Source organism: Microlunatus panaciterrae (assembly GCF_016907535.1).
In the GTDB taxonomy this organism is placed as follows: Bacteria; Actinomycetota; Actinomycetes; order Propionibacteriales; family Propionibacteriaceae; genus Microlunatus; species Microlunatus panaciterrae.
The window spans coordinates 76,888-100,881 of sequence record NZ_JAFBCF010000001.1; the positions used below are offsets into that span (position 1 = coordinate 76,888).

Here is a 23,994-nt window from a genome sequence, read left to right on the forward strand (position 1 = left end):
TAGCCAATCGTGAAAGGGTGGCCCTTATGGCGGAACGGTGGGTCTCGGGGTCACGGATGAGGGCGCTGCTGGGCACGAGTCCGTTCCTATCACCCGTCTACCGTGACCTGGCCGATCGCATCCGGATGCTGGTCATCGACGGCCGCCTGGGTCATGAGGTCCGCCTCCCCAGCGAACGCGAGCTGAGCGATGTGCTGGCGCTCAGCCGCACCACCGTCGCCGGTGCGTATGCCGATCTGCGCGACCGCGGCTACCTGACCGCCCGCCGCGGTGCGGGCAACTTCGTCTCACTTTCGCAACCGCGCGCGACCAGCCCGATGCTTCCCGATGGGGTCGACGAAGGCGCCGCCGTGATCGGGCTCAGCAGTGCCTGCGCCCCCGCGCCACCTGGCGTGGCCCATGCCTTCGCCCGCGCCGTGGAGGATCTTCCTTCTCTGTTGGCCGGCCACGGCTATCTGCCCGACGGGTTGGAACGGCTGCGCGAGGAACTGGCTCAGTGGTACGTCAGACGCGGCCTGGACACGTCGGCCGACCAGATCGTGATCACGGCAGGCGCGCTGTCCGCGCTCAACATCGTCGCCCGCACCCTGTTGCGCTCCGGCGACCGGGTCCTGATGGAGACCCCGACCTATCCGAACGCCATCGAAGCCATCCGGCGCAACGGCGGCAGGCCGGTGGGATTTCCCGTCTCAGCCGACGGATGGGACGACGAGGCGTTCACCGTCGCCCTGCGACAGACCGCACCGCGGCTCACCTACCTGATACCCGACTTCCAGAATCCCACTGGCGCCTGCATGGACGAGCAGACCCGGCAACATGTGGCCCAGACTCTGCAAGCCCACGGCAGCATCCCGGTCGTGGACGAGACGTTGGTCGAGCTGTCCCTGGACAGCCAACGCATGCCTCTCCCGCTGGCAGCATTCAGCTCCGAAGTCATCACTCTCGGCTCGGCCAGCAAGGCCTTCTGGGGTGGGCTCAGAATCGGATGGATTCGTGCCCCTCGCCACCTCGTCAGGCCACTCGTCACAGTGCGCGCCGCCCTCGACCTCGGCGCTGCTCCGCTGGAACAGCAGGTCACGGCCGAGTTGATCAGCCAACCGACCGCAATCCTGGACTTTCAGCGTCGGCGCTTCGCCGCGCGTCGTGATCATCTGGTGGCCGAGCTGGCGGCTTTTCCCGTGTGGGAGCTGATCCGACCGACAGGAGGCCTCGCACTGTGGGTCACCCTGCCTGAGCAGCAGGCCACCCGGCTGGTCGTGGCCGCCGAACGCCACGGTCTGGCCCTGAACAGTGGAACGTCGTTCCATGTCGAGACGGGAGGTGAGCGACATCTACGGTTGCCGTTCACCTCGGCAGAAGACGTGCTCACCGAAGCCGTACGTCGGTTGGCTCGTGCCTACCAGGACATCCGCAGCGGCGCGCCCGAGCCCGTGTCCCCAGGGTTGCGGTTGACTGCCTGACGTCTGAGCCACCCTAAGCGCTCTGAGCCCACGCGCTCTGATCTGAGCCACCACAACGCGCTCTGAACACTCCTACGCGCTCTGAGCCTGTCGAAGAGCGCTCACACCACCTGTGAGGAGTGTCCCTCGACAAGCTCAGGACACGTATCCGCATCGGCAAGCCCTTGTCCTTCGACAGGCTCAGGACACATCGACAGGCTCAGGACACATCGACAGACTCAGGACACATCGACAGACTCAGGACACATCGACAGGTTCAGCTGGCCTTGGCTGCCCGAGCAGCGACCTTGGCAGACTTCTTGAAGTCGCGAACCTTGGAGAGGGAGTCGGCGTCGACAACGTCGGCCACCGACCGATACACACCGTCCTCGCCGTACGGACCCGCCGCCTCCCGCCACCCCTGGGGGGCGAAGCCGTACTGCTTCCCCAACAGGGCAGTGAAGATGGACGCCTTCTGATCACCGAATCCTGGCAGCCGGGCGATCAGTCCCTTCAGCTCAGCCCCGTCGGCGGCCGTGCGCCACATTGCCTCTGCGTCCGCGTCGTACTCCTCCGCCAGGACCTGGCAGACCTGGTGCACCCGCTTGGCCATCGCGCCCGGAAAACGGTGCACCGCAGGGCGCTCCGAGCACAGAGCAATGAAGTCATCGATCTCCATGGCAGCGATGGCCCGCACATCGAAGGTGCCACCCATCCGCTCCGCAATCACCGCAGGGCCGGCGAAGGCCTTCTCCATGGGCACTTGTTGATCAAGCACCATGCCGATCAGCAGGGCGTTGGCATTGTCCGACAGCAGTTCGTCAGCGGAAGCGTCGCCAGTCAGGTGCAGATCACGGGGTTCCCGGGAGGTCATGGCCACATCTTCCCACGCAGGGCCAGTCCTGCCTTCATGTTTCGGCTGATCACTCGCTGATCGCGACCCGTCGGTGACCCTCCAGAGGACTCTGTTCAGTAAGGCCCGGCCACGCTACTCTCTCTGCAAGGAGGCCGCCATGCACATCTCTCAAGTACTTGCTGCTAAAGGTTCAGCCGTCATCGTGATCGGTCGCGAGGCCACCGTCCGAGAGTTGGTGGCCCTGCTCGAGAAGCACAATCTCGGCGCTGTGGTGGTCTCCTCCGACGGGAAGCAGGTGGAGGGGATCGTCTCCGAGCGGGACGTGGTCCGTCAACTGGCGGCAGGCCCTCACATCCTCGACTCCACAGTCGAGGAGATCATGTCCACCGAGGTGCACACCTGCACACCCAAGGACTCGGTCAACATGCTGATGTCGATGATGACCGAGCAGCGCGTGCGGCACATCCCGGTGCTGGACGACGACGGTGCCCTGTGCGGCATCGTCAGCATCGGCGACGTGGTGAAGAGCCGGATCGGCGAGTTGGAGTTCGAACGCGACCAGCTGGAGGGCTACGTCTCGCGCTGACCAGCGGCCAGGTGATTGACACCGCTGATGGCCTCTTCTAACGTGAGAGCGCTCTCAGTTCTGCCCCGGAATCGAGCGCATCCACCTCGGTTCCGGACCAATCCGGTCACCGACCGCAAGGAGACCTGAGTTGACCCAAGATCTTCGAACCTTCAGGCCCGATTTCGTCTTCGGCGCCGCAACGGCCGCCTTCCAGATCGAGGGGGCACACCACACGGACGGCCGGACCGACTCGATCTGGGACACCTTCTGCCGGGTGCCGGGAGCGGTGCTCGACGGCCACGACGGCGCAGTGGCCTGCGACCACTACCACCGCTATCGCGAGGACGTGGCCCTGATGGCTGAGCTCGGTCTGGACAGCTACCGGTTCTCCACGTCCTGGGCCCGCATCCAGCCGGACGGGGGGCCGGTCAACCCCCGAGGGCTGGACTTCTATTCGCGGCTGGTGGATGAGCTGCTCGAACGCGACATCAAGCCCTGGCTGACGCTGTACCACTGGGACCTGCCGCAGGCGCTCGAGGACAGGGGCGGCTGGACCAACCGCGACACGGCCTATCTGTTCCGCGACTACGCGCTCAACGTGCAGCAGGCCCTCGGTGATCGGGTGCAGGTGTGGACCACGCTGAACGAGCCGTGGTGCGCGGCCTTCCTCGGCTACACCGCGGGTGTGCACGCCCCGGGACGTCAGGACAAGCTGGCGGGGCTGGCGGCGGCCCACCACCTGCTGCTGGGACACGGTCTGGCAGTGCAGGCGCTGCGGGAACAGAACGAGGACCTGACCCTGGGTCTCACCCTCAACTTCACCGTGGCCAAACCACTTGATGCCAATGCCCCGGGAGACCTCGAGGGCGTCCGTCGCATCGACGGTCAGATGAACCGGTTCTTCCTGGATCCCATCTTGCGCGGTCGCTACCCCGACGACGTCCTGGCCGACGTCGCCGGCCTTGGGTTCGAGGAGTACGTGCATGACGGCGACCTGGAGATCATCTCCACCCCGATCGACGTACTCGGTGTGAACTACTACCACGGTGAGGCTGTCAGCGACCAGCCGCCGGCGCAGCTGGCAGATGCGCAGGCGGAGACCGGACGAAAGACCGCATCACCGTTCCCGGCCGCAGAAGGGTTTCACTCCCATCTCCAGGGGTTGCCGCGGACCGGGATGGGTTGGGAGATCCAACCGGACGGACTGCGCGAGCTCCTGGTCCGACTGCACTCCGAGTATGCGGCGGCAATGGACCTGGACCTGTATGTCACTGAGAACGGCGCAGCCTTCGATGACGAGGTGGCTGCCGACGGAGTGGTCCACGACGCGTCACGTACTGCCTTCCTTAAGGCTCACCTCAACGCTGTGCTGGACGCGATCGACGACGGCGTACCGGTCCGCGGCTACTTCTACTGGTCACTGATGGACAACTTCGAGTGGGCCTGGGGCTACCACAAGCGCTTCGGCATCGTTGCAGTGGACTATGCCACGCAGCGGCGGACGATCAAGGAGAGTGGCAGCGAGTACGCCCGGATCATCGCCGCGCGACGCCTCGGTCACGCCGCCGGTCCAGTACCGGTCGATCGGTAACGCCGGATCATGACCGCCAGCGAGCGATCGTCAGTATCGAGGGTGGCTAGGGCGGGGAGGCCCCTGCTGCCCACGCTCGAGATGGTGGCAGCCGAAGCCGGCGTGAGCAGGTCAACGGTCTCTCGGGTCGTCAACGGCTCCCCGAAGGTGCGACCGGAAGTGGTCGACACGGTCACGGCCGCCATCGCTCGGCTCAACTACGTACCCAACCGGGCGGCCCGTTCGCTGGCGAGCCGGCAGACGTACGCACTGGCGTTGCTGGTGCCGGAGGACGTCGCGCGCTTCTTCGGCGACCCATATTTCGCTTCGATCGTCAAAGGCATCACGGCCCGGCTGGAGGCGAGCGACTACGTCCTCAACCTGCTGGTCGCCAGCTCGGACCCCACCCGCAAGACCAGGCGGTATCTGCAGGGCGGCAACGTCGACGGCGCGCTCGTCGTGTCCCACCACTCCGCTGACCAAGACCTACTGGACCTCAGTCGTTCGATGCCGTTGGTCTTCGGTGGCAGGCCCGCCCTGCCCGACCTCAGTGACGGCTACTACGTCGATGTCGACAACGTGGCTGGGGCGACCCAGGCCACCCGCCACCTCGTTGTCCGAGGACGTCAACGGATCGCCACCATCACCGGTCCGCCGGACATGCCGGCAGCCATCGACCGGCTGGAGGGCTGGCGTCGAACCGTGGTCGAGGCCGGTCTCGCTCCCGACGCCATTGCCTGCGGCGACTTCACCAGGCATACCGCTGCACTGGCGATGGGCGAGCTGCTCGACCGGTTTCCCGATCTTGACGCTGTCTTTGTCGCCAGCGACCTGATGGCCCGGGGAGCGCTGGAGACGTTGGCTGCCCGGGGGCGGAGAGTCCCCGAGGACGTCGCCGTTGTGGGCTTCGACGACTCCCCTGCCGCCGTCTCCGGGCAGATCCGACTCACCACGGTCAACCAGCCGTCAGAGCAGATGGGCTATGCCATGGCCGACATGGTGCTCGACATCCTGGCCGGCCGCGAGCCCGAGGAGCGGCTCTGCATCATGCCGACAGAACTGGTCATCCGCGACTCCGCCTGAGCCTGTCGAAGGACGTGTCCTGAGCCCGTCGAAGGACGTGTCCTGAGCCCGTCGAAGGACGTGTCCTGAGCCCGTCGAAGGACGTGTCCTGAGCCCGTCGAAGGACGTGTCCTGAGCCCGTCGAAGGACGCTCTTCGACAAGCTCAGAGCGCGGAAACCTCGAAGGACGTGTCCTGAGCCCGTCGAAGGACGCTCTTCGACAGGCTCAGAGCGCGGAAACCTCAGAGGTTGATCATGTGGCCGGCAACGCCCTCGACGGCTTCCTTCAGCGCTTCGGAGAGGGTCGGGTGGGCATGGACGTTGCGTGCCACCTCATGGGCGGTCAGGTCCCACAGTTGAGCCAGCGTCAGCTCCGGCAGCAGCTCGGTGACGTCGGGACCGATCAGGTGCGCACCGAGCAGCTCGCCGTACTTGGCATCGGCGACCACCTTGACGAAGCCGGTCGCGTCACCCAGCCCGTGAGCCTTACCGTTCGCGCTGAACGGGAACTTGCCGACCTTGACGTCGTAGCCCTTGTCGCGCGCCTGCTGTTCGGTGTAGCCGAAGGAGCCGATTTGAGGCTGGCAGTAGGTAGCCCGCGGAATCATGTCGTAGTTGAGCGCCATCGTCTCGGCTCCGGCGATCGTCTCGGCCGCGACCACGCCCTGGGCTTCCGCGGTGTGCGCCAACATCAACTTTGCGGTCACGTCGCCGATGGCGAAGATGTGCGGCACTGAGGTGCGCATACCCTCGTCGATCTCGATCGCCCCACGCTCGCTGAGCTTGACCCCGGTCTTCTCCAGACCGTAACCCTCCGAGCGGGGCGCGAAGCCGATCGCCTGCAGGACCTTGTCGGCCTCGAGCACCTGGGACGCCCCACCGGCGGCCGGGCTGACGGTGACCTTGACCTTGTCGCCCGAGTCGTCGATCTGCTCCACCTTGGTCGAGGTCCGCAAGGTGATGCCCAGCTTCTTGTACGCCCTGGTCAGCTCCGCGGAGATCTCCGGGTCCTCGAGCGGAACGATACGGTCGAGGTACTCGACAAGGGTGACGTCGACGCCGTAGTTCGCCATCACGTAGGCGAACTCGACTCCGATGGCTCCGGCACCAGCGATGATGATCGACTCCGGCAGGTTGTCGGTGACGATCTGCTCCTCATAGGTCACCACCCGCTCGCTCAGCCGGGTGCCGGGCAACAGCCTGGTCGTGGCACCGGTGGCGACGATGCAGTTGTCGAAGGTCAGCACCTGGCTGTCTCCGTCGGCGGTCTTGACCATGATCGACTTGTCGTCCTGGAACGACCCCCAGCCGTTGATCTCGGTGATCTTGTTCTTCTTCATCAGGAAGTGCACACCCTTGACCATCCGGTCCGACACCTTCCGGCTGCGCTGATGTGCGCTGCCGAAGTCGAAGCTGACGTCACCGCTGATGCCGAAGGTCTTGGCTTCCTTCTGGAAGATGTGAGCCAGCTCGGCGTTCCTGAGCAGAGCCTTCGTCGGGATGCAGCCGACGTTGAGGCACACCCCACCCCAGTACTTGTCTTCGACAACGGCGGTCTTCAGGCCGAGCTGGGCAGCCCGGATGGCGGCGACATACCCTCCCGGGCCGGCGCCCAGGACTACGACATCAAAGTGTGCGGTCATGTGCCACACTCTAGGAGGCGTCACCGTCAGAGACCACTGTGGGTTGTCCCCGCAACCTGGTCATCCTGGTCCGCGGCTGGTGTGATTTCGCTCGCAACACCCCCCTGACACGCCGCTCGAGACCGCAAATATCTCTGATATGAGTTAATCTCTTCGGGTGACTGATACTTACCTTGATCGCATCGGCGGACTCATCCGTGACGCACGCAAGCACCGGGGCCTGACCCAGATGCAGCTGGCGAACGTCCTCGGAACGAGTCAGAGCGCGGTGCACCGGATCGAAGCAGGGAATCAGAACCTCAGCCTGGACATGGTGACCAGGATCGCCGAGGCCCTCGACAGCCCGATCATCTCGGTCGGTGCCGCCGGGCCGCAACACCTTCGCGTGCAGGGCGGCGCCAAGCTGAACGGCCGGATCCATGTCCGCTCCTCCAAGAACGCCGCCGTCGCACTGCTCTGCGCCAGCCTGGTCAACCGAGGTCGTACGCTCATCCGCGGCATCGCCAAGATCGAGGAGGTCAACCGGATCCTCGAGGTGCTCACCAGCATCGGGGTGAAGGCCACCTGGCTCAACAACGACGCCGATCTCGAGTTGATCCGCCCTGACGAGCTCGACCTGGAGTCGATGGACGTCGAGGCCGCTCGCCGCACCCGCAGCGTGATCATGTTCCTCGGGCCGCTGCTGCACAACTATTCGGAGTTCAAGCTCCCGTACGCCGGTGGCTGTGATCTTGGTCAGCGCACGATCGAGCCGCACCTGCAGGTGCTGCGACGCTTCGGCCTGTCGGTGGTGCCGACCGACGGTTTCTACAACTGCACCGTGGACGAGTCGGTCGAGCCGGTCCGGCCGATCACCCTGACCGAGCGCGGCGACACGGTGACCGAGAACGCCCTGCTGGCGGCCGCCCAGACGCCGGGCCTGACGGTGCTGCGCAACGCCAGCCCGAACTACATGGTGCAGGACCTCTGCGTGTTCCTCACCCGGCTCGGTGTCCAGATTGACGGAATCGGCACGACGACGCTGCGGATCCGCGGCATCAGGAACATCAACACCGATGTGGAGTTCGCTCCGTCGGAGGACCCGATCGAGGCCATGAGCCTGCTGACCGCGGCCATCGTGACGGGCTCGGAGCTGACCATCGAGCGAGTGCCGATCGAGTTTCTCGAGATCGAGCTGGCCGTCCTGGAGGAGATGGGACTCCAGTTCTCACTGGGCGAGGAGTACGTCGCCGCCAACGGGCATACCCGGCTGGTGGACCTGACCGTTCGCCCGTCCGAGCTCCGCTCCCCGATCGACAAGATCCACCCGATGCCATTCCCGGGACTCAACATCGACAACCTCCCGTTCTTCGCGGTGATCGCGGCCACGGCCCAGGGTTCGACGGTCATCCACGACTGGGTGTACGAGAACCGCGCCATCTACCTCACCGAGCTGAACCGGCTGGGCGCACGCGTGCAGCTGCTCGACCCGCACCGGGTGATCGTCGAGGGTCCGACCCGCTGGCGTGGTCAGCAGGTCGTCTGCCCGCCGGCGCTGCGTCCGGCTGTCTGCATCCTGCTGGGCATGCTGGCGGCCCGCGGCGAGTCGGTGCTGCGTGACGTCTATGTGATCAACCGGGGCTACGAGGACCTGGCGAACCGGCTGAACGCTCTCGGCGCCAACATCGAGGTGTTCCGGGACTGACGCATCCGCTGCTGAGGTTCGGCACGGGAGCGGTCGCCGCAGGGTAACTTTCATCGTGTGTCGTCGGAGACGATAGAACCTCGAGCCGTGCGCGTCGTGCAGCGCGGAATGCCGGGTCTGTGGCGGCTGATGCACTACCGGCGTACGTGGCTGCGCGGTGACCTGCTGGCCGGAGTCACGGTCGCCGCCTACCTGGTTCCCCAGGTGATGGCCTACGCCGAGGTCGCGGGCCTGCCGGCGGTGAGCGGGCTGTGGGCCTGTGTAGGGCCGCTCATGATCTATGCGGTGCTCGGCTCCTCGCCGCAGCTGTCGATCGGTCCCGAGTCCACCACGGCCCTGATGACCGCTGCCGCCGTGGGCGTCATGGTCTCCGGCCACGCGGAACGGCATGCCGAGGTGGCAGCGGCGCTGGCGATTGCGGTCGGCGGTGTCTGTCTGCTCGGCTGGATCGGTCGGCTGGGTTTCCTCGCCAACCTGCTGTCGAGACCGGTGCTGGTCGGCTACATGGCCGGGATCGCCGTGCTTATGATCGTCAGCCAGTTCGGCAAGCTGACCGGCACGGAGGTGGCAGGGACGTCCACGCTGGCCGAGCTGCGCTCGATCGGGACCCAGCTGGGCCGGATCCAATGGCCCACCCTGGCGATGTCCATCGGCGTGCTGGTTGTGCTGCTGGCGATCCGGCGTTGGCTGCCGCGTCTGCCCGGGCCGCTGATCGGGATGCTGCTCGCCGCCGGAGTGACCTGGCTGTTCGGCCTGAAGGCCTACGGCATCTCCACCATCGGGCAGATCCCGCGTGGCCTGCCGTCCCCAGCGGTCCCCAGCTTCAGCGGCCTGGAGATGGTGACCCTGATCCCCGCAGCCCTCGGCGTGGCCGTGGTCGGCTACACCGACAACGTGCTGACCGGCCGAGCGTTCGCCGCCAAGCGGCACGAGCAGGTGGACGGCAACCAGGAGTTCCTCGCTCTGGGCGCTGCCAACATCTCCGCCGGCCTGCTGCACGGGTTCCCGGTCAGCAGCAGCGGTAGTCGTACGGTGCTCGGTGACATCATGGGCAGCCGCAGCCAGTTGTTCTCGCTGGTGTCGCTGGCGACCGTGCTCGCCACCATGTTCTTCCTCAGTCCCGTGTTGGCCGCGTTCCCGAAGGCCGCATTGGGTGCCGTCGTGGTCTATGCGGCCATCCAGTTGATCGACATCGCCGAGCTGCGCAGGATCGGCCGGTTCCGGCGCAGCGAGTTGATGCTGGCACTGGCCACCACGGTCTCGGTGCTCGTCTTCAACGTGCTGTATGGCATCGGGGTCGCGATCGCGCTGTCCCTGCTGGACCTGTTGCGCAGGATCGTCAACCCGCACGACGGCATCCTGGGCTACGTCCCTGGCCTACCCGGCATGCATGACGTCGACGACTACGCAACCGGCAGGCAGGTGCCGGGCCTGGTCGTCTACCGCTACGACTCGCCGCTGTTCTTCGCCAACGCCGAGAACTTCAAGAATCGGGTGATGGCGGCCGTCGAGGCGTCCGACACCCCGGTCGAGTGGTTTCTGTTGAACGCCGAGGCCAATGTGGAGGTCGACCTGACCGCAGTCGACGTGCTGGACGAAGTCCGCCGCATTCTGGAGAGTCAGGGCATCGTGTTCGCGATGGCCCGCGTCAAGCAGGACATGCGCGATGCGCTGGCCGCCGCCGGGTTCGTCCAGCGGCTGGGCGATGATCGCATCTTCATGACCCTGCCGACAGCGGTCGAGGCCTATATCGCCTGGTATCGCCAGAAGCATGGCACGGCGCCAGCCGGACTGGAGCACCCGCCGGCCCGCTGACCCCTTGGCTCAGCGGAGCCTGGTGACCTCGAAGGTGTGGCTGGGCGCGGCGATCTCCTCCTGGGCCGCCACCAGCTGCAGTTCGCCCTGCCCAGACTCGACTGTGGTCTTGAGCACCCCGTACACGATCGCGGCGGTCCGCGAGACGGCAGCGGCGGGATCCCCGGTGGTCAGCAGATGCGCCAGGAACATCGCGGCGGTGATGTCGCCGGCACCGGTGAACGTCTGGGGCAGTAGCGGGGTGGTGACCGACCACGCGCCTTCGCCGGTGACGGCGATCATGTCGATCGTGTCCTGGTCGGCCGCGTCGTGCACCACGCTGGTGACCAGCACCGTCTCGGGTCCCATCGCCCGGGCGGCGTCCGCCGCCTTCAGCACGTCCGGTACGGACGTCGTCTGCAGTCCGGTCAGGAACTCCAGCTCAAACTGGTTGGGCGTGATCACCTGGGCCGCCGGCACCACGTGGTCACGCATGAACTCCGGGATGCCAGGCCGAACGAAGAACCCTCGACCGACGTCGCCCATCACGGGATCACAGCAGTAGATGGCCGCGGGGTTGCGTTCCTTGATCAGCTTCACCGTGTCGAGGATGACCGCCCCGACGTCCTCGCCGCCCTGATAACCGGACAGCACGGCATCACACCGGCCCAGAACGCCTCGCTCGTCGATGCCGCTGACGACCTCGGCGACATCGCTGCTCTTCAGCAGCGGTCCCCGCCACGAGCCGTACCCGGTGTGGTTGGAGAAGTGCACGGTCAGCACCGGCCACACCTCGATCCCGAGGCGCATCAGCGGGAAGGTTGCGGCCGAGTTGCCGACGTGGCCGTACGCGACCGAGGACTGGATCGACATGATGGAGGTCACGCCCGACATTGTGGCACTGGCCGCCCCAGAGCCGGCGCTGCGGCTGACGCGGGCTCCCTGGACAAGTCCGGAACGCTGCTTGAATGGTGCAGTGCTGAGTTGTCCAGGGACGATCACCGAGGCGCTGCGACGCGTGGTGCAGTCGACGCAGTCGGGCGACGCCGCTGCCCTCGTGTCGGTCTCCCTCGCCACGGTGGCTGAACACCAGACCCTGTTCGAGTTCAACGCCGATGCCCGGCACTACGCCGCCAGCGCGATGAAGCTGCCGCTGGTGCTGGCGTGCTACCGGCGGGCCGACGAGGGACGGCTGGACCTGCAGAGTCCGATCCTGGTGCACAACGAGTTCATCTCCCGGGTCGGCGGGACGTTCGAGGTCGACCGGACCGACGACTCGGATCCCGAGGTGTGGGGACGGGTGGGTCAGCACGTGCCGCTGGCCTGGCTCTGCCGACGAAGCCTGGTCAGGTCCTCCAACCTCGCCACCAACCTGGTGCTGGCCGCGGTCGGACTGCCGGCGGTCACCGCGACGCTGGCCGATCTCGGGGCGGATGGCGTCGAGGTGGTGCGCGGTATCGGCGACTTCGCGGCTGCCGACAGGGGCCTGACCAACGTCATCACCACCCGGGGTCTGACGACCCTGCTGTTGGCGCTCGGCGACCAGACGGCCGGTTCCAGCCAGGCCTGCGCCGCGGTGCTGGAGATGCTCGCCGCCAACGAGATCGATACCGAGATCCGTGCCGCCCTGCCGGAGGGGACGTATGTGGCGCACAAGAACGGCTGGGTCACGGGCGTACTTCATGACGCGGCCCTGATCCGGCCCTCGGACGCCGCGGAGCTGGTGCTCAGCGTGGCCACCACCGGCGGCTGGAACGAGGGGTCGGCACGAGGGTTCATCCACGCCATTGCAGCGCAGGTGTGGCGTCATCGCGACCAACTGGTGCCAGCCTGGTGAGCGCGTTGTTGAGTTTTCCTCCTAGAGTGGAGCCATGTCGGCCAGCGTTGAGGACACCAGCGACTTTGACCTGGCCCTGTGCGACGAAGGGGATGCCGGCCCCATGAGTGATCGCGAGCCGTCGAAAGCCGCTGCATCGGACGGTCACGACCGATCCGAGGCCGTTGGCCGCGACGACGGTCCCGACCGCGACCCGTCCCGCACCGACAACAACATCGTGCTGGACCAGCACGATGACCGCTGGCACTGGCGCCGCAAGATCCGCGCCGATCCGCGCAAGCTCGTCTTCTACCGTTTTGCGGTCGGTTTTGCTGGCCTGCTGTTCGTCAGCCTCGGCCTGGTGACGGGACCGTTCCCGGGCCCGGGAGGCATTCCGCTGGTGCTGCTGGGGCTCGCGATCTGGTCGAGTGAGTTCGAGTGGGCCCAGCGACTGATGTTCGTCTTCAAGCGACAGCTCGAGCGGTTCCGGTCGTGGAGCAGGTGGCAGCAGACGGCCTTCTGGATCGTCTTCTTCGCCTGCTGCGGCCTCATCGGCTACTCCTCGATGCTGTTGTTCGGCGTCCCCGAGTGGCTTCCGGACATCGCCAAGTCGATCCTTTCCGTGCTGCCGGGGATCTGACCCGATGCGCGCAGCGGACTACGCCTACTTCGACGCGCCCTTCCTGGCCCTCGCCCACCGCGGTGGCGCAGCGGACGGCGAGAACTTCGATCGGGAGAACACGCTGCACGCGTTCGGTCAGGCGGTGGAGCGGGGCTACCGCTACCTGGAGACCGATGTGCACGCCACCGCCGACGGGGTCCTGCTCGCCTTCCACGACGACCGCCTGGATCGCGTCACCGATCAGCGGGGCCTGATTGCCGAACTCCCCTACGCCCAGGTCGCCGAGGCGAGAATCGCTGGGCGGGACGCCATTCCCACGCTGGGCGAGCTGTTCACTGCTTTCCCGCAGGCACGGTTCAACATCGACGCCAAGGCACCGGCCGCCGTCGACCTGCTGGCCGATGTCATCGCCGAGTACGAGGCGTACGACCGGGTCTGCGTGTCTTCGTTCGGCTATGACCGGCTGCATCGACTGCGCCGTCGGCTCGGCCGGCGCGTTCCGTCCGCCGCCAGCACCCGGGGGGTGGCCTGGAACCGGTTTGCACCGTCGCTGACCAGGTTGCTCAACACTCCCGCCGCGGTGCTGCAGCTGCCGATCACCCACACCTTCCTGCGCTGGCAGCTGCAGGTGCTGACCCCGGCCCTGCTCCGGGCGGCGCACCGAGCCGGCAAGCAGGTGCACGTCTGGACCATCGACGACGCACCCACGATCGAATGGCTGCTGGACGTGGGTGTTGACGGCATATTCACCGATCGAATCGATACCTTGAAGGATGTGCTCACTGCCCGTGGGCTCTGGAGCTGACGCGAGCAGGGGAAGAGGTGCCGATGGCCGGCTCGGTGCGGTTGATGGCCCGGTGCGGTTGATGGGCCAGCACGGCGGGACGGATCCGGTGCGTCGTGGCCACCGGTAACAACCTGGCGGCGGAGGAAGGGCTCTCACTGGTCGCCCGGGTCAGGAAGCGGACCGTGGTCGCCTGGGGGCTGTGGGACTGGGGTTCGGCGGCGTACAACGCGGTCATCATCTCGTTCGTCTTCGGGCCCTACCTGACGACCGGGGTGGCGAAGAACCTCCCGGAGGGCTCACTCAGCGGTCCGACCTGGCTGGGCATCTCGACCGGGATCGCCGGTCTGGCCATCGCCCTGTTGGCGCCGGTCACGGGTCAGCGTGCGGATGCAGGCGGTCGTCGCCGCCGCAGCCTGGCCATCTGGACCGGACTGGTGATCGCCAGCACCTTCGGCCTGTATTTCGTCAAACAGGACTATCACTACCTCTGGCTCGGTCTGGCGCTGTTCGGGATCGGTTCCGTGTTCAGCGAGTTCGCCGGCGTCTCCTACAACGCGATGCTCCCGCAGGTCTCCACCCCGCGAACGATCGGCGCCGTGTCCGGCTTCGGCTGGTCGATGGGCTATTTCGGCGGCATCGTCCTGCTGCTCATCTGCTACGTGGGTTTCATCCACCCCGACATGGGCTGGTTCGGCGCCACGGCCGAAGGCGGACTGAAGTATCGGATGGTCGCAGTCTTCGCCGGCCTCTGGTTCCTGGTCTTCGCGATCCCGGTCCTGGTGGCGGTGCCGGAGATCGCACCCGGGCCCAGGTCTCAGCGGGTCGGGTTCTTCGCCTCCTACCGGGTCCTATGGCACCACCTGCGGTCGCTGTTCCGGGCCGACCGGAATGCAGTCTTCTTTCTGGTCGCCAGTGCCCTCTACCGCGACGGGTTGGCCGCCGTGTTCTCGTTCGGGGCGATCCTTGCCGTCAGCGTGTACGGGTTGAACCCCGGCAGTGTGCTGATCTTCGGGGTCGCCGCCAACGTGGTGGCAGCGCTCGGCGCCCTGACCGCCGGGTTCATCGAGGATCGGGTCGGACCCAAGCCGATCATCCTGGTCTCGCTGGGCGGTCTGGTGACCACCGCCCTCGCTCTGCTGTTTCTGCACGGTCCGACCATGTTCTGGATCTTCGGTCTCATCCTGTGCCTCTGGGTGGGACCGGCCCAATCCAGTTCGCGCACCTTCCTGGCCAGACTTGCACCGGTGGGCCGAGAGGGTGAGATGTTCGGCCTGTACGCGACCACCGGCCGCGCCGTCTCCTTCCTGGCGCCCAGCCTGTTCGCGGTGTTCTCCGGCGTCTTCGACTCCGACCGGCTGGGGATCATCGGAATAGCGCTAGTGTTGCTGGCGGGGGCCGTGGCGCTGTCGTTGGTGAAGCCACCTGCACGGATGCAGCCGGTACCGCTCGATGCCGCGTCATAGCCGGCATGGGGAGTGAGGAACATTTCGCCCTGCCGGGGAGTTGAACATAGGAGATCACTAGCCGGGAGGTTGTCAGATGGCCGATCGTTCTCTCAAGGGAACCGGGCTGGGTGCCAAGAGCTTCGAAGACGAGGCCGGTATCGAGTTCGCAGCACGCCAAGAAATCAGTTACGACTGCCCACAGAAGCATCACTTCACTCTGGTGTTCGCGCAGGAGGCCGACATTCCCGCGCTCTGGGAGTGCCCGCGCTGCGGAGCCGAGTCATTGCGGTCCGACGGCGAGCGGCCCGAAGCCAAGGAAGAGAAGCCGGTCCGTACGCACTGGGACATGCTCCGCGAACGTCGTTCGATCGCCGAACTCGAAGATCTTCTCGCCGAGCGACTCGACCTGTTGCGCTCCGGTGAGGTGGGACCACCTCAGTTCGCGCGCCCTTCACGCTCTAAGAAGAGTGCCTGAACAGATCCTGAGGTGACGACGCCGCTCCCGCGTCCTGGTTGCACTGGTCGGCAATCGCGACGTCCGGGAGTGGCGTCGTGCTGTTCCGGCGCCTTCCCGCTACCGTGGGTCGAGGTCCTGACCCCCAGCGGCCAGAAGGAGTTGTCTCATGTACGGAATCGGACTCGGTGTCTTCCTCGGCATCATCGGCGCCATCCTGCTCTTCCACGCGATCGACTTCCCGGACTCATGGCCGATCGACGAGTCGGTGCTCGGCTGGATCTTCCTGATCGCCGGCATTGTGGTCATCGTGTTGGGTCTGATCCAACACACCCAGCGCACCCGCACCAAGCACACCACCGAGCGTCGCGTGGACGTCGAGGGCAACGTCCCGCCGACCCAGCCGCCCGCCGTCTGAGCCTGCCGCAAAGCAAGTGCTTTGAGCCTGTCGAAGAGTGATTCGCATTAAGGCGCTCTTCGACAGGCTCAGAGCACGTTGACGTACGGCGCTCTTCGACAGGCTCAGAGCACGTTGACGTACGGCGCTCTGAGCTTGTCGAAGAGCTGGACAACTACTCGATCTCGCCCGAGATGACGGTGTCGTCGCGCCGCTGACGCTTGGTGGCGTCGACGACCTCACCCTCGATCAGGTCTTCATGACGCAGGCGCGCCCGCATCACCGGGACGTTGACGCCCAGACTCTGCACCCGGCGGGCGACGAAGAAGCCCACGATCCGACGGGCCCAGGGCCGGGTGAACGGCAGCAGGAAGAAGAAGCCGATCAGGTCCGAGGCGAAGCCGGGAAGCATCAGCAGGACACCACCCACCAGTACCAGCGCGGCATTGGTCATCTCTCCGCTGGGCATCCGGCCGGTGCCGAGGGCGTCGTTCAGTGCCTTCCAGGCCTTCCCGCCCTCTCTCTTCAACAGCCAGCCACCGAGAATCGCCTCGGCGACCAGGATCGCGATGGTCGGCAGCACGCCGATCTGGTGGCCCACCTGAATCAACAGCCACACCTCGAAGATGGGCACAGCAACCACCAGTGCCATGAAGAGCATCAGTGGCCAGCCCCTTCTGAGCCTCATCGCGTCACCTCCCCAACCGGCGCAGAACCGGTGCGACGACCCAGCTCACGCAGTTGGCGGGCGCGATGGGCGATCCCCCAGAGCGTCGTCCGGATGAGGGCCTCGATCACGATCTGCTGGCTCATCTTGGAGTCGCCGTACTCACGCTCGACGAAGGTGATCGGCACCTCGACCACCTTGAACCCAGCCTTGAGTGCTCGCCAGGCCAGGTCCACCTGGAAGCAGTAGCCGGCCGAGGCGATGTCGTCGAGGCCGATGTTCCGGAGCGTTTCGGCCCGGAACACGTTGTAGCCACCGGTGGCATCCTTCAGCGGGATGCCGAGCATCAGCCGGGTCCACAGGTTGCCGCCCAGGGAGAGGATCTTGCGCGACTGCGGCCAGTTGACGACCGAGCCGCCACGAACCCACCGCGACCCCTTGACCATGTCCGCCGTATGCAGCGCCGCAAGCAGGCTCGGCAGCTGTTCAGGCTGGTGCGAACCGTCCGCGTCAAGCTCGACCAGCACGTCGTAGCCGCGCTCCAGGCCCCAGTGGAAACCGGCCAGATAGGCGGCGCCGAGGCCCTCCTTGCCACGCCGGTGCAGGACCTCCACCTGGGCGTCCGCCGCAGCCAGGTCATCGGCCAGTCTGCCGGTGCCATCGGGCGAGTTGTCGTCGGCGATCAGCACGTGTGCGGCCGGCACGCTGGCGCGCACTCTGGACACGATCCGTTCGACATTCTCGGCTTCGTTGTAGGTCGGGATGATGACGAGGATCTTGCCTAGGTCGCTCACTCGGCAGCTTCTTTCTCGGGTCGGGACAGGTCCGGCTGGCCCCCATTCTCCCGTACCAGGCCAAATGACGCCCGGTCCGCCCGACGTCGCGCCAGGAATCCCAGCAACAGGAACACGCCACCGGCGAGGGCCAGAGCCAGGTCCAGCCAGGGCGCGAAGCGCACCGCCGGAGTCAGCGAGGTCCGCAGCGGCAGCGCCCGGACCGCTGAGTCGGCGGTGAACTGCTTGGTCCTGAACACCACCCGGCCGTCCCGGTCGATGAAACCCGAGACGCTGTTGGTGGTGGCCACGGCGATCTCGCGACGGGACTCCATGGCCCGGGCCCGGGTGATGGCGAACTGCTGCTCGATCTGGCCGGTCCCTCCGTAGGTAGCGTTGTTGCTCTGCACCATCAGGAGCTGTGCGCCGTTGGTCATGGTCTGGTACACGGTCGTGTCGTACGCGAGCTCGAAACAGATCACGTCCCCCACCGCGATCCGCCGGCCGTCGGTCAGCGGCACGTGCAGTACACCCGGCTTGGTGCCGGGGATGGACTGAGCGCCGACCAGCTTGAGCATCGGAATGACCGGTAGCAGCTCGTCGCGGAACGGGATCCACTCGCCGAACGGGACCAGGTTGCGCTTGTCGTAGCGCGCCAGAACGCCCCGAGTCGGATCCCACCACAGCGCAGTCGTCTGCCGCTCGTCCTCTCCAGGTCCGGCCATCACCGCACCAACGAGAATCGGCCGGTCGGCCAGCTGGGTTGCGGACTGGACCACTGCTCGCGTCTGGCTGTCCAACAGCGGGTCGATGTCGGTCGAGTTCTCCGGCCACAGGATGAAGTCGGGCTGTGGCGTGATGCCCTCTCTCACCTTCAGGGTGAGCTTGATGGTCTCGCGGAGATGGTTGTTGGTCACCGTACGGGCGCGGCCCATCGCCTCCATCCCGCGGCCAGGCACGTTGCCCTGGACGATGCCAACGTTCACCGACCCCTTCGTTCCGGCCAACGGCTCGTTCTGCCAGTGCTGCAGGCCGAGGCCGGTGCCGACCAGCACAAAGACGAGCGCCGCAGCAGGGACAGCGGTCCTCAGCCGGATCGGGTCCTCAGCCACGCGCTGACCAAGGACGTGCAGCGTGAACCAGGCCACCAGCTGGCCGGTCAACGCCACCAGGAAGCTGACCCCGACAACACCGACGATCGGAAAGAAGCCGGAGAGTGGGGTGTCGACGGCGGCATAGCCGATCCGGGTCCAGCCAAAACCTCCGAAGGGGATTCGCGAGTAGCCGAACTCACACAGCACCCACAGACAGGCCACTCCCAACGGCCATACCCGAAGGCGGGTCACCAGACTGATGCCGATCCCGAGGCAGCCGAAGAACAGGGACTCGAACAGGATCAGGGCCGCCATCACCGGGAAGCCAAGGACGTGCAGCCAGTTGATTGTGACCGATAACATCACCAGCCCGAACACGTAGCCCAGGCCGAAGGCTTGCCGCAGGCGCTGCAACCGGAACACGCCCAGGGTGAACGCCGGCAGACCAACCAGCAGCAGCGGCCACCAGTTGTACGGCTGCCAACTGAGCCCCATCGCCACACCGCCCAGCAGCACCAGCGGCAGCCGCGACCGCAGCCTCAGCCGCTCCAGCCCCACAAGCCGCCCAGGTCGAGGGATCAGTGTCACAGGATGAGCCTACGTGCCCAGGGCTCCTCGTGCCGTGAGCCCGACCACGCGCCCTTCCCCTGACCGCGCCCTGAGCCTGTCGAGGGGCCAGCCGCGCCTTGCCCCTGACCCCGTGCCCTGAGCCTGTCGAAGGGCCAGCCCCGCCCCGAACCTGACGCCGTGCCCTGCCCCGGACCCCGTGCCCTGCCCCCGACCCCGTGCCCTGCCCCCGACCCCGTGCCCTGAGCCTGACCGCGTGCCCTGAGCCTGTCGAAGGGTCTCACACCACGCTCTCGCCACGGAGGACGAGCCTTCGATAAGCCCAGGCCGCGTGATGCGCCACGCACCATCTGCGACGCGCGGGCCAACGCACACAAATCGGCACGTGATTGCCGAACGCCGGCGTCCCCTGAGCGGGGAGCTCGAGCAGGTCCCCTACTGACGTGCCGATTCGTGTGTTCACCTCGTGCCCGAGTCGCTCCTGGGGCGGTGTCCTGTCGGATGCCACTCGTCACGCTCTCGCCGCGGATGGGCGACCTGTGCTGCCCGGCCCTGGACCGGCAGTGCTCTCCCCCATTCAAGAACTCGACAGAATGCGACTATTCCAGCCCAAAAGCGATCCCGGTCGAAAACTCGACAGAACGCGACTTCTCCAGCCCAAAAGCGCCGAACCCGATCAAGAACTCGACAGAACGCGACTTTTCCAGCCCAAGAGCGCGGAACCCGGCCGAAAAGTCGACAGAACCCGGAACGCGAGATTTGGCACCACATGGTCGGCGAGGCACTTCTCATCCATCAAACCCCTCACCACTTGACGCCAAACAGAAGCAACCAGCGGAAGACGCGGCTGCGGTTCCACCACGCCCTTCGACAAGCTCAGGGCACGTGGGCTCAGGGCACGGGTGGGGCTCTAGCTTGCGCCCTTCGACAAGCTCAGGGCACGTGGGTAGGGCTCAGGGAACTTGGGTCGGGCTCAGGGCACGGTCGCGATGCTGGGGACGACTACGGTGCCGACGGCGCGGACGGTGAGGATCGGGTCGGCCAGGAGTTGCGAGGCGCTGTCCGTACCGGCGACACCGCGGCAGACGACGCGGGAGGTGAAGGTGATCTCCCGGCTCCTGTTGCCGACCCGCGTCACGGTGCCCTCGGTCTCGACGACGTCGCCGGCCCGGACCGGTGCCAGGAACTCCACTGACGCGTACCCGACGAAGAGCCCCTCGTCGGAGTCGGTCCGGATGCAGATCTCGGTGGCGACGTCACCGAACAGGCCCAGCGTGAAGGCACCGTCCACCAGGTTGCCGGCATAGTGCGCGTGGTTGTATCCCACATACCGACGATGGATCACGGTCAGCCCGAGACGAGGGTCGCTCATGATCGGGATCCTAATCGCCGACCCTGTCTGCGGCGACCTGTGCGATCTGGTCTGCCCTCAGCGGAACCGGCGCAACCGCAGACTGTTGCTGACCACGAACACCGAGCTGAACGCCATTGCGGCGCCGGCAAGCATCGGGTTGAGCAGGCCGGCCGCAGCCAGCGGAATCGCCGCCACGTTGTAGGCGAAGGCCCAGAACAGGTTGCCCTGGATGGTTCGCAGCGTACGGCGGGACAGCCGGATCCCGTCGGCGGCGACCCGGAGGTCCCCGCGGACCAGGGTGAGGTCCGAGGCCTCGATGGCCACATCGGTGCCCGTGCCCATAGCCAGACCGAGATCGGCCTGCGCCAGCGCCGGGGCGTCATTGATGCCGTCACCGACCATCGCGACCACCGCTCCGCTCTGCTGCAGCCTGGTGATCTCGGCGACCTTGTCGGCGGGCAGCACGTCAGCGATCACGTCGGCGGCGTCGATCCCCACCTCGGCAGCTATCGCCAGCGCGACGGCACGGTTGTCCCCCGTCAGCAGAACCGGCCGCAGACCGAGCCGGCGCAGCTGGCTGACCGCCTCCCTGGAGGTCGGCTTGACCGTGTCGGAGACCACCAGCACACCTCGAGCCTGGCCTTCCCAGGCGACGACGACGGCGGTCCTGCCCAGCCGCTCGGCTTCGGTGATCGCCGCGTCCAGGCGGTCGGGCAACGTCTGACCGGTGTCCTCAAGCATCCGGCGCCGACCGACCAGGACGGTGCGTTTTCCGCCGAGGTCCACCACTCCACGTACCCCGACACCCTCGACGTTGGCGAAGTCGTATACCTCGGGCAGCGTGCCGGTCTCGGCGAGGGCCGCAGCAGCGATGGCCCGGGCGATCGGATGCTCGCTGGCGTGCTCCAGCGCACCGGCCAGCTGCAACAGCTCGGTCCGGTCCTGACCCGCGGCCACTGTGACGTCGGTCAGGGACATCCGACCGGTGGTGATAGTGCCGGTCTTGTCCAGCACCACGGTGTCGACCCGATGGGTGGACTCGAGCACCTCCGGGCCCTTGATCAGGATGCCGAGCTGGGCGCCGCGTCCCGTCCCGACCATCAGAGCCGTCGGTGTGGCCAGACCCAGCGCGCAGGGGCAGGCGATGATCAGCACGGCGACTCCGGCCGTGAAGGCGAACTCGGGCGAGTCGCCGTACGCGAGCCAGAAGCCCAGCGTGGCAGCCGCGATCGCGATCACGACGGGTACGAAGACTGCGGCGACCCGATCCGCCAACCGCTGGACCGAGGCCTTGCCGTTCTGGGCGTCCTCGACCATCCGGGCCATCTGAGCCAGCTGCGTGTCCGCACCCACCCGGGTTGCGCGGACCACCAGCCGGCCGCCGGCATTGACGGTCGCACCCACCACCGGATCGCCGGGGGCGACCTCGACCGGCACCGACTCACCGGTGAGCATCGAGGCGTCGACGGCAGAGGTGCCGGTGCTGACGATCCCGTCGGTGGCGATCTTCTCCCCCGGCCGGACCACGAACGCGTCACCGACCTTCAGCTCAGCCACCGGGACGCGGACCTCGCCGCCCGGGCGGAGCACGGCCACCTCCTTGGCCCCCATCGACAGCAGGGCCCGCAGCGCGGCTCCCGAGCGTCGCTTGGCCCGCGCCTCGAAGTAGCGGCCCGCGAGCAGGAACATGGTGACCCCGGCGGCCACCTCCAGGTAGATCTCCTCGGCACCGGACCCACGGGACGGCACCAGACTGAAGGGCATCGTCATCCCGGGCGTACCGGCAGCGCCGAGAAACAGCGCGTACAGCGACCAGCCGAATGCGGCCAGTACGCCCAGGCTGACGAGCGTGTCCATCGTCGCCGACCCGTGCCGCAGGTTGGTCCACGCGGCACGGTGGAACGGCCAGGCTCCCCAGGTGACCACCGGTGCTGCAAGGGTCAGCGACAACCACTGCCAGTAGGTGAACTGCAGGGCGGGGATCATGCCGAGGGCGATCACCGGCACTGCCAGCACCACGCTGGCGGTCAGTCGGTGTCGCAGGCTCCGTGAGACCGGGTCCTCCTCGTCGACACTCTCCGGCACGCTCGCCGCGGCGCCGCTCGGTTCGGGGGCCGGAGGTTCTGCGGTATATCCGGTCGCTACGACGGTGGCGATCAGCTGATCCGTGGTCACGTTGTCGGCATAGCTCACCTTGGCCTTCTCGGTGGCGTAGTTGACGGTGGCGCTGACGCCCTCCATCTTGTTCAGCTTCTTCTCCACCCGGGCGGCGCAGGAGGCGCAGGTCATCCCGCCGATCGTCAGTTCGATGCTGTGCTCGGCCCTAGGGACGCTGAGTCCGGCGGGCGTTTCGATGGTCATCGCTGTGGCTCCTTGCTGGCCCTTGGACATGGGCTGCTGAGACATGGGCTGCTGAGACATGGGCTGCTGAGACGTGCACTGCCTGGCCGGAGGGACATCATCGCGTCGGGCTCGCCGTCGGGTGACCGTGACGGTCGACCGTCACAGTGAACGCGGCGGTGTGGACGCTGCCGCCGTGCTTGAAGTCCAGGAACAGGCGGTAGCTGCCGGCCGTCGGGAAGGTCGTGGCGAACTGCACCGACGGGCCCCCGCGCTGACCGGCCTCGGCCATCATCGCCGGGTGCGTGTGCAGGTAGGCCAGATCACCGACCCGCAGGGAGACCAGGTGCCCGAAGGCGCCGAGGTAGGGCTCGAGGTCTCCGACCGCCCGCCCATCCCGGCTGACGCGGAAGCTGAGAACCGACTCCTCATCGGCCACCGGCGCACCGCTAAGGGTTACCTGGTAGCCGTCCACGGTTGCGACGTCGGCCGGCTCCGGCAGCGCCGCCGGGACGTAGTGCCCGGCCACGAAGACGTCGACACCGAGGGTCAGGGCGCTCGGAGACGCCTCGGGGGTGAAGTCTGCGAAGACGCGGTAGGGACCGGGTTCGGAGAGGTCCAGCGTCGCGCTCCAGGTCCCGTCGGCGCCCCTGGTCGGGTGCAGATGCTGGAAGCTGCCGAGGTCGCGCGCGACGACGATCAGGTGCAACTCCTTCTCGTGGGCGAGTCGGTAGTGCTGCACTGCTTGGCCGTCCGGGCCGGTGATGGCGAACCGGAACGGCTGCCTGCTGCCGCTGGCATAGCTGACCCGCTCCGGCACCAGGGTGTAGCCCTGCTCGGAGACGGCAAGCCCGGGCAGCGTCTGAGACTTCTGGGACGGGTCGGCGGACTCATCGTGGCCATCCATCCCGCCCGCCTGATGACCGGGCACGGCCCGATCGCCGGAGACTGGTCGGACAGCGTGACCGACGGCGAAGGCCAGCCCGAAGAGGAGGGCGAGCCCCACCGCAAAGCTGCCCAGCTTGATCGCGACGTTGGTCATGCCCGCAGTATATACACATA

General features: G+C 66.8%; 21 protein-coding genes. 12 read left to right on the plus strand and 9 right to left on the minus strand.

The window, feature by feature from the left end:
• Positions 1–26 precede the first annotated feature (26 nt).
• Positions 27–1,460: a MocR-like transcription factor YczR gene (gene yczR, locus JOE57_RS00395; protein ID WP_204915880.1), complete on the plus strand. Its 1,434-nt coding sequence runs from the start codon at positions 27–29 to the stop codon at positions 1,458–1,460.
• Positions 1,461–1,716: 256 nt separating this feature from the next.
• On the opposite strand, the gene JOE57_RS00400 is transcribed toward yczR, so the two are convergent.
• Entirely contained in the window at positions 1,717–2,313 is a 597-nt protein-coding gene (locus JOE57_RS00400) for an HhH-GPD-type base excision DNA repair protein (RefSeq protein ID WP_204915881.1), read from the minus strand.
• A gap of 139 nt (positions 2,314–2,452) precedes the next feature.
• On the opposite strand from JOE57_RS00400, the gene JOE57_RS00405 reads away from it, so the two are divergent.
• From JOE57_RS00405 to JOE57_RS00415, 3 genes are all read left to right on the plus strand, one after another.
• Positions 2,453–2,881 (plus strand): CBS domain-containing protein, encoded by a 429-nt coding sequence (locus tag JOE57_RS00405; protein ID WP_204915882.1) that lies wholly within the window; start codon positions 2,453–2,455, stop codon positions 2,879–2,881.
• Positions 2,882–3,011: 130 nt separating this feature from the next.
• Complete coding sequence (locus JOE57_RS00410) at positions 3,012–4,454, plus strand: GH1 family beta-glucosidase (RefSeq protein WP_204915883.1); 1,443 nt, start codon at positions 3,012–3,014, stop codon at positions 4,452–4,454.
• Positions 4,455–4,535: 81 nt separating this feature from the next.
• Positions 4,536–5,516, plus strand: coding sequence for a LacI family DNA-binding transcriptional regulator (locus tag JOE57_RS00415; RefSeq protein WP_239578795.1), 981 nt, complete (start codon positions 4,536–4,538; stop codon positions 5,514–5,516).
• 221 nt (positions 5,517–5,737) lie between these two features.
• Here JOE57_RS00415 and lpdA read toward each other — a convergent pair whose 3' ends face one another.
• Entirely contained in the window at positions 5,738–7,138 is a 1,401-nt protein-coding gene (gene lpdA, locus JOE57_RS00420; RefSeq protein ID WP_204915885.1) for a dihydrolipoyl dehydrogenase, read from the minus strand.
• A gap of 157 nt (positions 7,139–7,295) precedes the next feature.
• Between lpdA and JOE57_RS00425 the strand changes: the two genes are divergently transcribed.
• Positions 7,296–8,822 carry a UDP-N-acetylglucosamine 1-carboxyvinyltransferase gene (locus JOE57_RS00425; RefSeq protein WP_204915886.1) on the plus strand — a complete coding sequence of 509 codons (1,527 nt, stop codon included), beginning with the start codon at positions 7,296–7,298 and terminating at the stop codon, positions 8,820–8,822.
• A gap of 87 nt (positions 8,823–8,909) precedes the next feature.
• A complete protein-coding gene (locus JOE57_RS00430; RefSeq protein WP_338041078.1) occupies positions 8,910–10,637 on the plus strand; it encodes a SulP family inorganic anion transporter in 1,728 nt (575 codons plus the stop codon).
• Positions 10,638–10,646: 9 nt separating this feature from the next.
• On the opposite strand, the gene pdxY is transcribed toward JOE57_RS00430, so the two are convergent.
• Positions 10,647–11,501 carry a pyridoxal kinase PdxY gene (pdxY, locus tag JOE57_RS00435; RefSeq protein ID WP_338041080.1) on the minus strand — a complete coding sequence of 285 codons (855 nt, stop codon included), beginning with the start codon at positions 11,499–11,501 and terminating at the stop codon, positions 10,647–10,649.
• Between the two features lie 91 nt (positions 11,502–11,592).
• On the opposite strand from pdxY, the gene JOE57_RS00440 reads away from it, so the two are divergent.
• The 6 genes from JOE57_RS00440 to JOE57_RS00465 all read left to right on the plus strand — a co-directional run bounded on the left by JOE57_RS00440 (position 11,593) and on the right by JOE57_RS00465 (position 16,158).
• Positions 11,593–12,453 carry a serine hydrolase gene (locus tag JOE57_RS00440; RefSeq protein ID WP_204915888.1) on the plus strand — a complete coding sequence of 287 codons (861 nt, stop codon included), beginning with the start codon at positions 11,593–11,595 and terminating at the stop codon, positions 12,451–12,453.
• 34 nt (positions 12,454–12,487) lie between these two features.
• Positions 12,488–13,072: a PGPGW domain-containing protein gene (locus tag JOE57_RS00445; RefSeq protein ID WP_204915889.1), complete on the plus strand. Its 585-nt coding sequence runs from the start codon at positions 12,488–12,490 to the stop codon at positions 13,070–13,072.
• A gap of 4 nt (positions 13,073–13,076) precedes the next feature.
• Positions 13,077–13,859 (plus strand): glycerophosphodiester phosphodiesterase family protein, encoded by a 783-nt coding sequence (locus tag JOE57_RS00450; protein WP_204915890.1) that lies wholly within the window; start codon positions 13,077–13,079, stop codon positions 13,857–13,859.
• Positions 13,860–13,954: 95 nt separating this feature from the next.
• Positions 13,955–15,304 (plus strand): MFS transporter, encoded by a 1,350-nt coding sequence (locus JOE57_RS00455; protein WP_338041081.1) that lies wholly within the window; start codon positions 13,955–13,957, stop codon positions 15,302–15,304.
• A gap of 76 nt (positions 15,305–15,380) precedes the next feature.
• Positions 15,381–15,761: an RNA polymerase-binding protein RbpA gene (locus JOE57_RS00460; protein ID WP_204915891.1), complete on the plus strand. Its 381-nt coding sequence runs from the start codon at positions 15,381–15,383 to the stop codon at positions 15,759–15,761.
• 148 nt (positions 15,762–15,909) lie between these two features.
• Positions 15,910–16,158 (plus strand): DUF6458 family protein, encoded by a 249-nt coding sequence (locus tag JOE57_RS00465; protein ID WP_204915892.1) that lies wholly within the window; start codon positions 15,910–15,912, stop codon positions 16,156–16,158.
• 154 nt (positions 16,159–16,312) lie between these two features.
• On the opposite strand, the gene JOE57_RS00470 is transcribed toward JOE57_RS00465, so the two are convergent.
• From JOE57_RS00470 to JOE57_RS00495, 6 genes are all read right to left on the minus strand, one after another.
• Positions 16,313–16,798 (minus strand): FxsA family protein, encoded by a 486-nt coding sequence (locus tag JOE57_RS00470; RefSeq protein ID WP_239578796.1) that lies wholly within the window; start codon positions 16,796–16,798, stop codon positions 16,313–16,315.
• 23 nt (positions 16,799–16,821) lie between these two features.
• Positions 16,822–17,598 (minus strand): glycosyltransferase, encoded by a 777-nt coding sequence (locus JOE57_RS00475; protein WP_204915894.1) that lies wholly within the window; start codon positions 17,596–17,598, stop codon positions 16,822–16,824.
• Entirely contained in the window at positions 17,595–19,259 is a 1,665-nt protein-coding gene (gene lnt / locus JOE57_RS00480) for an apolipoprotein N-acyltransferase (protein ID WP_204915895.1), read from the minus strand. The genes JOE57_RS00475 and lnt overlap by 4 nt, the downstream gene beginning before the upstream one ends.
• 952 nt (positions 19,260–20,211) lie before the next feature.
• A complete protein-coding gene (gene kal, locus JOE57_RS00485) occupies positions 20,212–20,610 on the minus strand; it encodes a 3-aminobutyryl-CoA ammonia lyase (protein ID WP_204915896.1) in 399 nt (132 codons plus the stop codon).
• A gap of 57 nt (positions 20,611–20,667) precedes the next feature.
• The gene (locus tag JOE57_RS00490; RefSeq protein ID WP_204915897.1) at positions 20,668–22,953 is read right to left on the minus strand and encodes a heavy metal translocating P-type ATPase; all 2,286 of its coding nucleotides are present in this window, start codon (positions 22,951–22,953) and stop codon (positions 20,668–20,670) included.
• 97 nt (positions 22,954–23,050) lie between these two features.
• The gene (locus JOE57_RS00495; protein ID WP_204915898.1) at positions 23,051–23,974 is read right to left on the minus strand and encodes a hypothetical protein; all 924 of its coding nucleotides are present in this window, start codon (positions 23,972–23,974) and stop codon (positions 23,051–23,053) included.
• Between the last annotated feature and the right edge of the window lie 20 nt (positions 23,975–23,994).

Excerpts from the sequence above, each read along its gene's own strand:
- yczR (WP_204915880.1), top strand. The coding sequence starts at position 27 with ATGGCGGAACGGTGGGTCTCGGGGTCACGGATGAGGGCGCTGCTGGGC.
- JOE57_RS00400 (WP_204915881.1), bottom strand. The coding sequence starts at position 2,313 with ATGACCTCCCGGGAACCCCGTGATCTGCACCTGACTGGCGACGCTTCC.
- JOE57_RS00405 (WP_204915882.1), top strand. The coding sequence starts at position 2,453 with ATGCACATCTCTCAAGTACTTGCTGCTAAAGGTTCAGCCGTCATCGTG.
- JOE57_RS00415 (WP_239578795.1), top strand. The coding sequence starts at position 4,536 with ATGGTGGCAGCCGAAGCCGGCGTGAGCAGGTCAACGGTCTCTCGGGTC.
- lpdA (WP_204915885.1), bottom strand. The coding sequence starts at position 7,138 with ATGACCGCACACTTTGATGTCGTAGTCCTGGGCGCCGGCCCGGGAGGG.
- JOE57_RS00445 (WP_204915889.1), top strand. The coding sequence starts at position 12,488 with ATGTCGGCCAGCGTTGAGGACACCAGCGACTTTGACCTGGCCCTGTGC.
- JOE57_RS00450 (WP_204915890.1), top strand. The coding sequence starts at position 13,077 with ATGCGCGCAGCGGACTACGCCTACTTCGACGCGCCCTTCCTGGCCCTC.
- JOE57_RS00460 (WP_204915891.1), top strand. The coding sequence starts at position 15,381 with ATGGCCGATCGTTCTCTCAAGGGAACCGGGCTGGGTGCCAAGAGCTTC.
- JOE57_RS00465 (WP_204915892.1), top strand. The coding sequence starts at position 15,910 with ATGTACGGAATCGGACTCGGTGTCTTCCTCGGCATCATCGGCGCCATC.
- JOE57_RS00470 (WP_239578796.1), bottom strand. The coding sequence starts at position 16,798 with ATGCTCTTCATGGCACTGGTGGTTGCTGTGCCCATCTTCGAGGTGTGG.
- kal (WP_204915896.1), bottom strand. The coding sequence starts at position 20,610 with ATGAGCGACCCTCGTCTCGGGCTGACCGTGATCCATCGTCGGTATGTG.
- JOE57_RS00490 (WP_204915897.1), bottom strand. The coding sequence starts at position 22,953 with ATGACCATCGAAACGCCCGCCGGACTCAGCGTCCCTAGGGCCGAGCAC.
- JOE57_RS00495 (WP_204915898.1), bottom strand. The coding sequence starts at position 23,974 with ATGACCAACGTCGCGATCAAGCTGGGCAGCTTTGCGGTGGGGCTCGCC.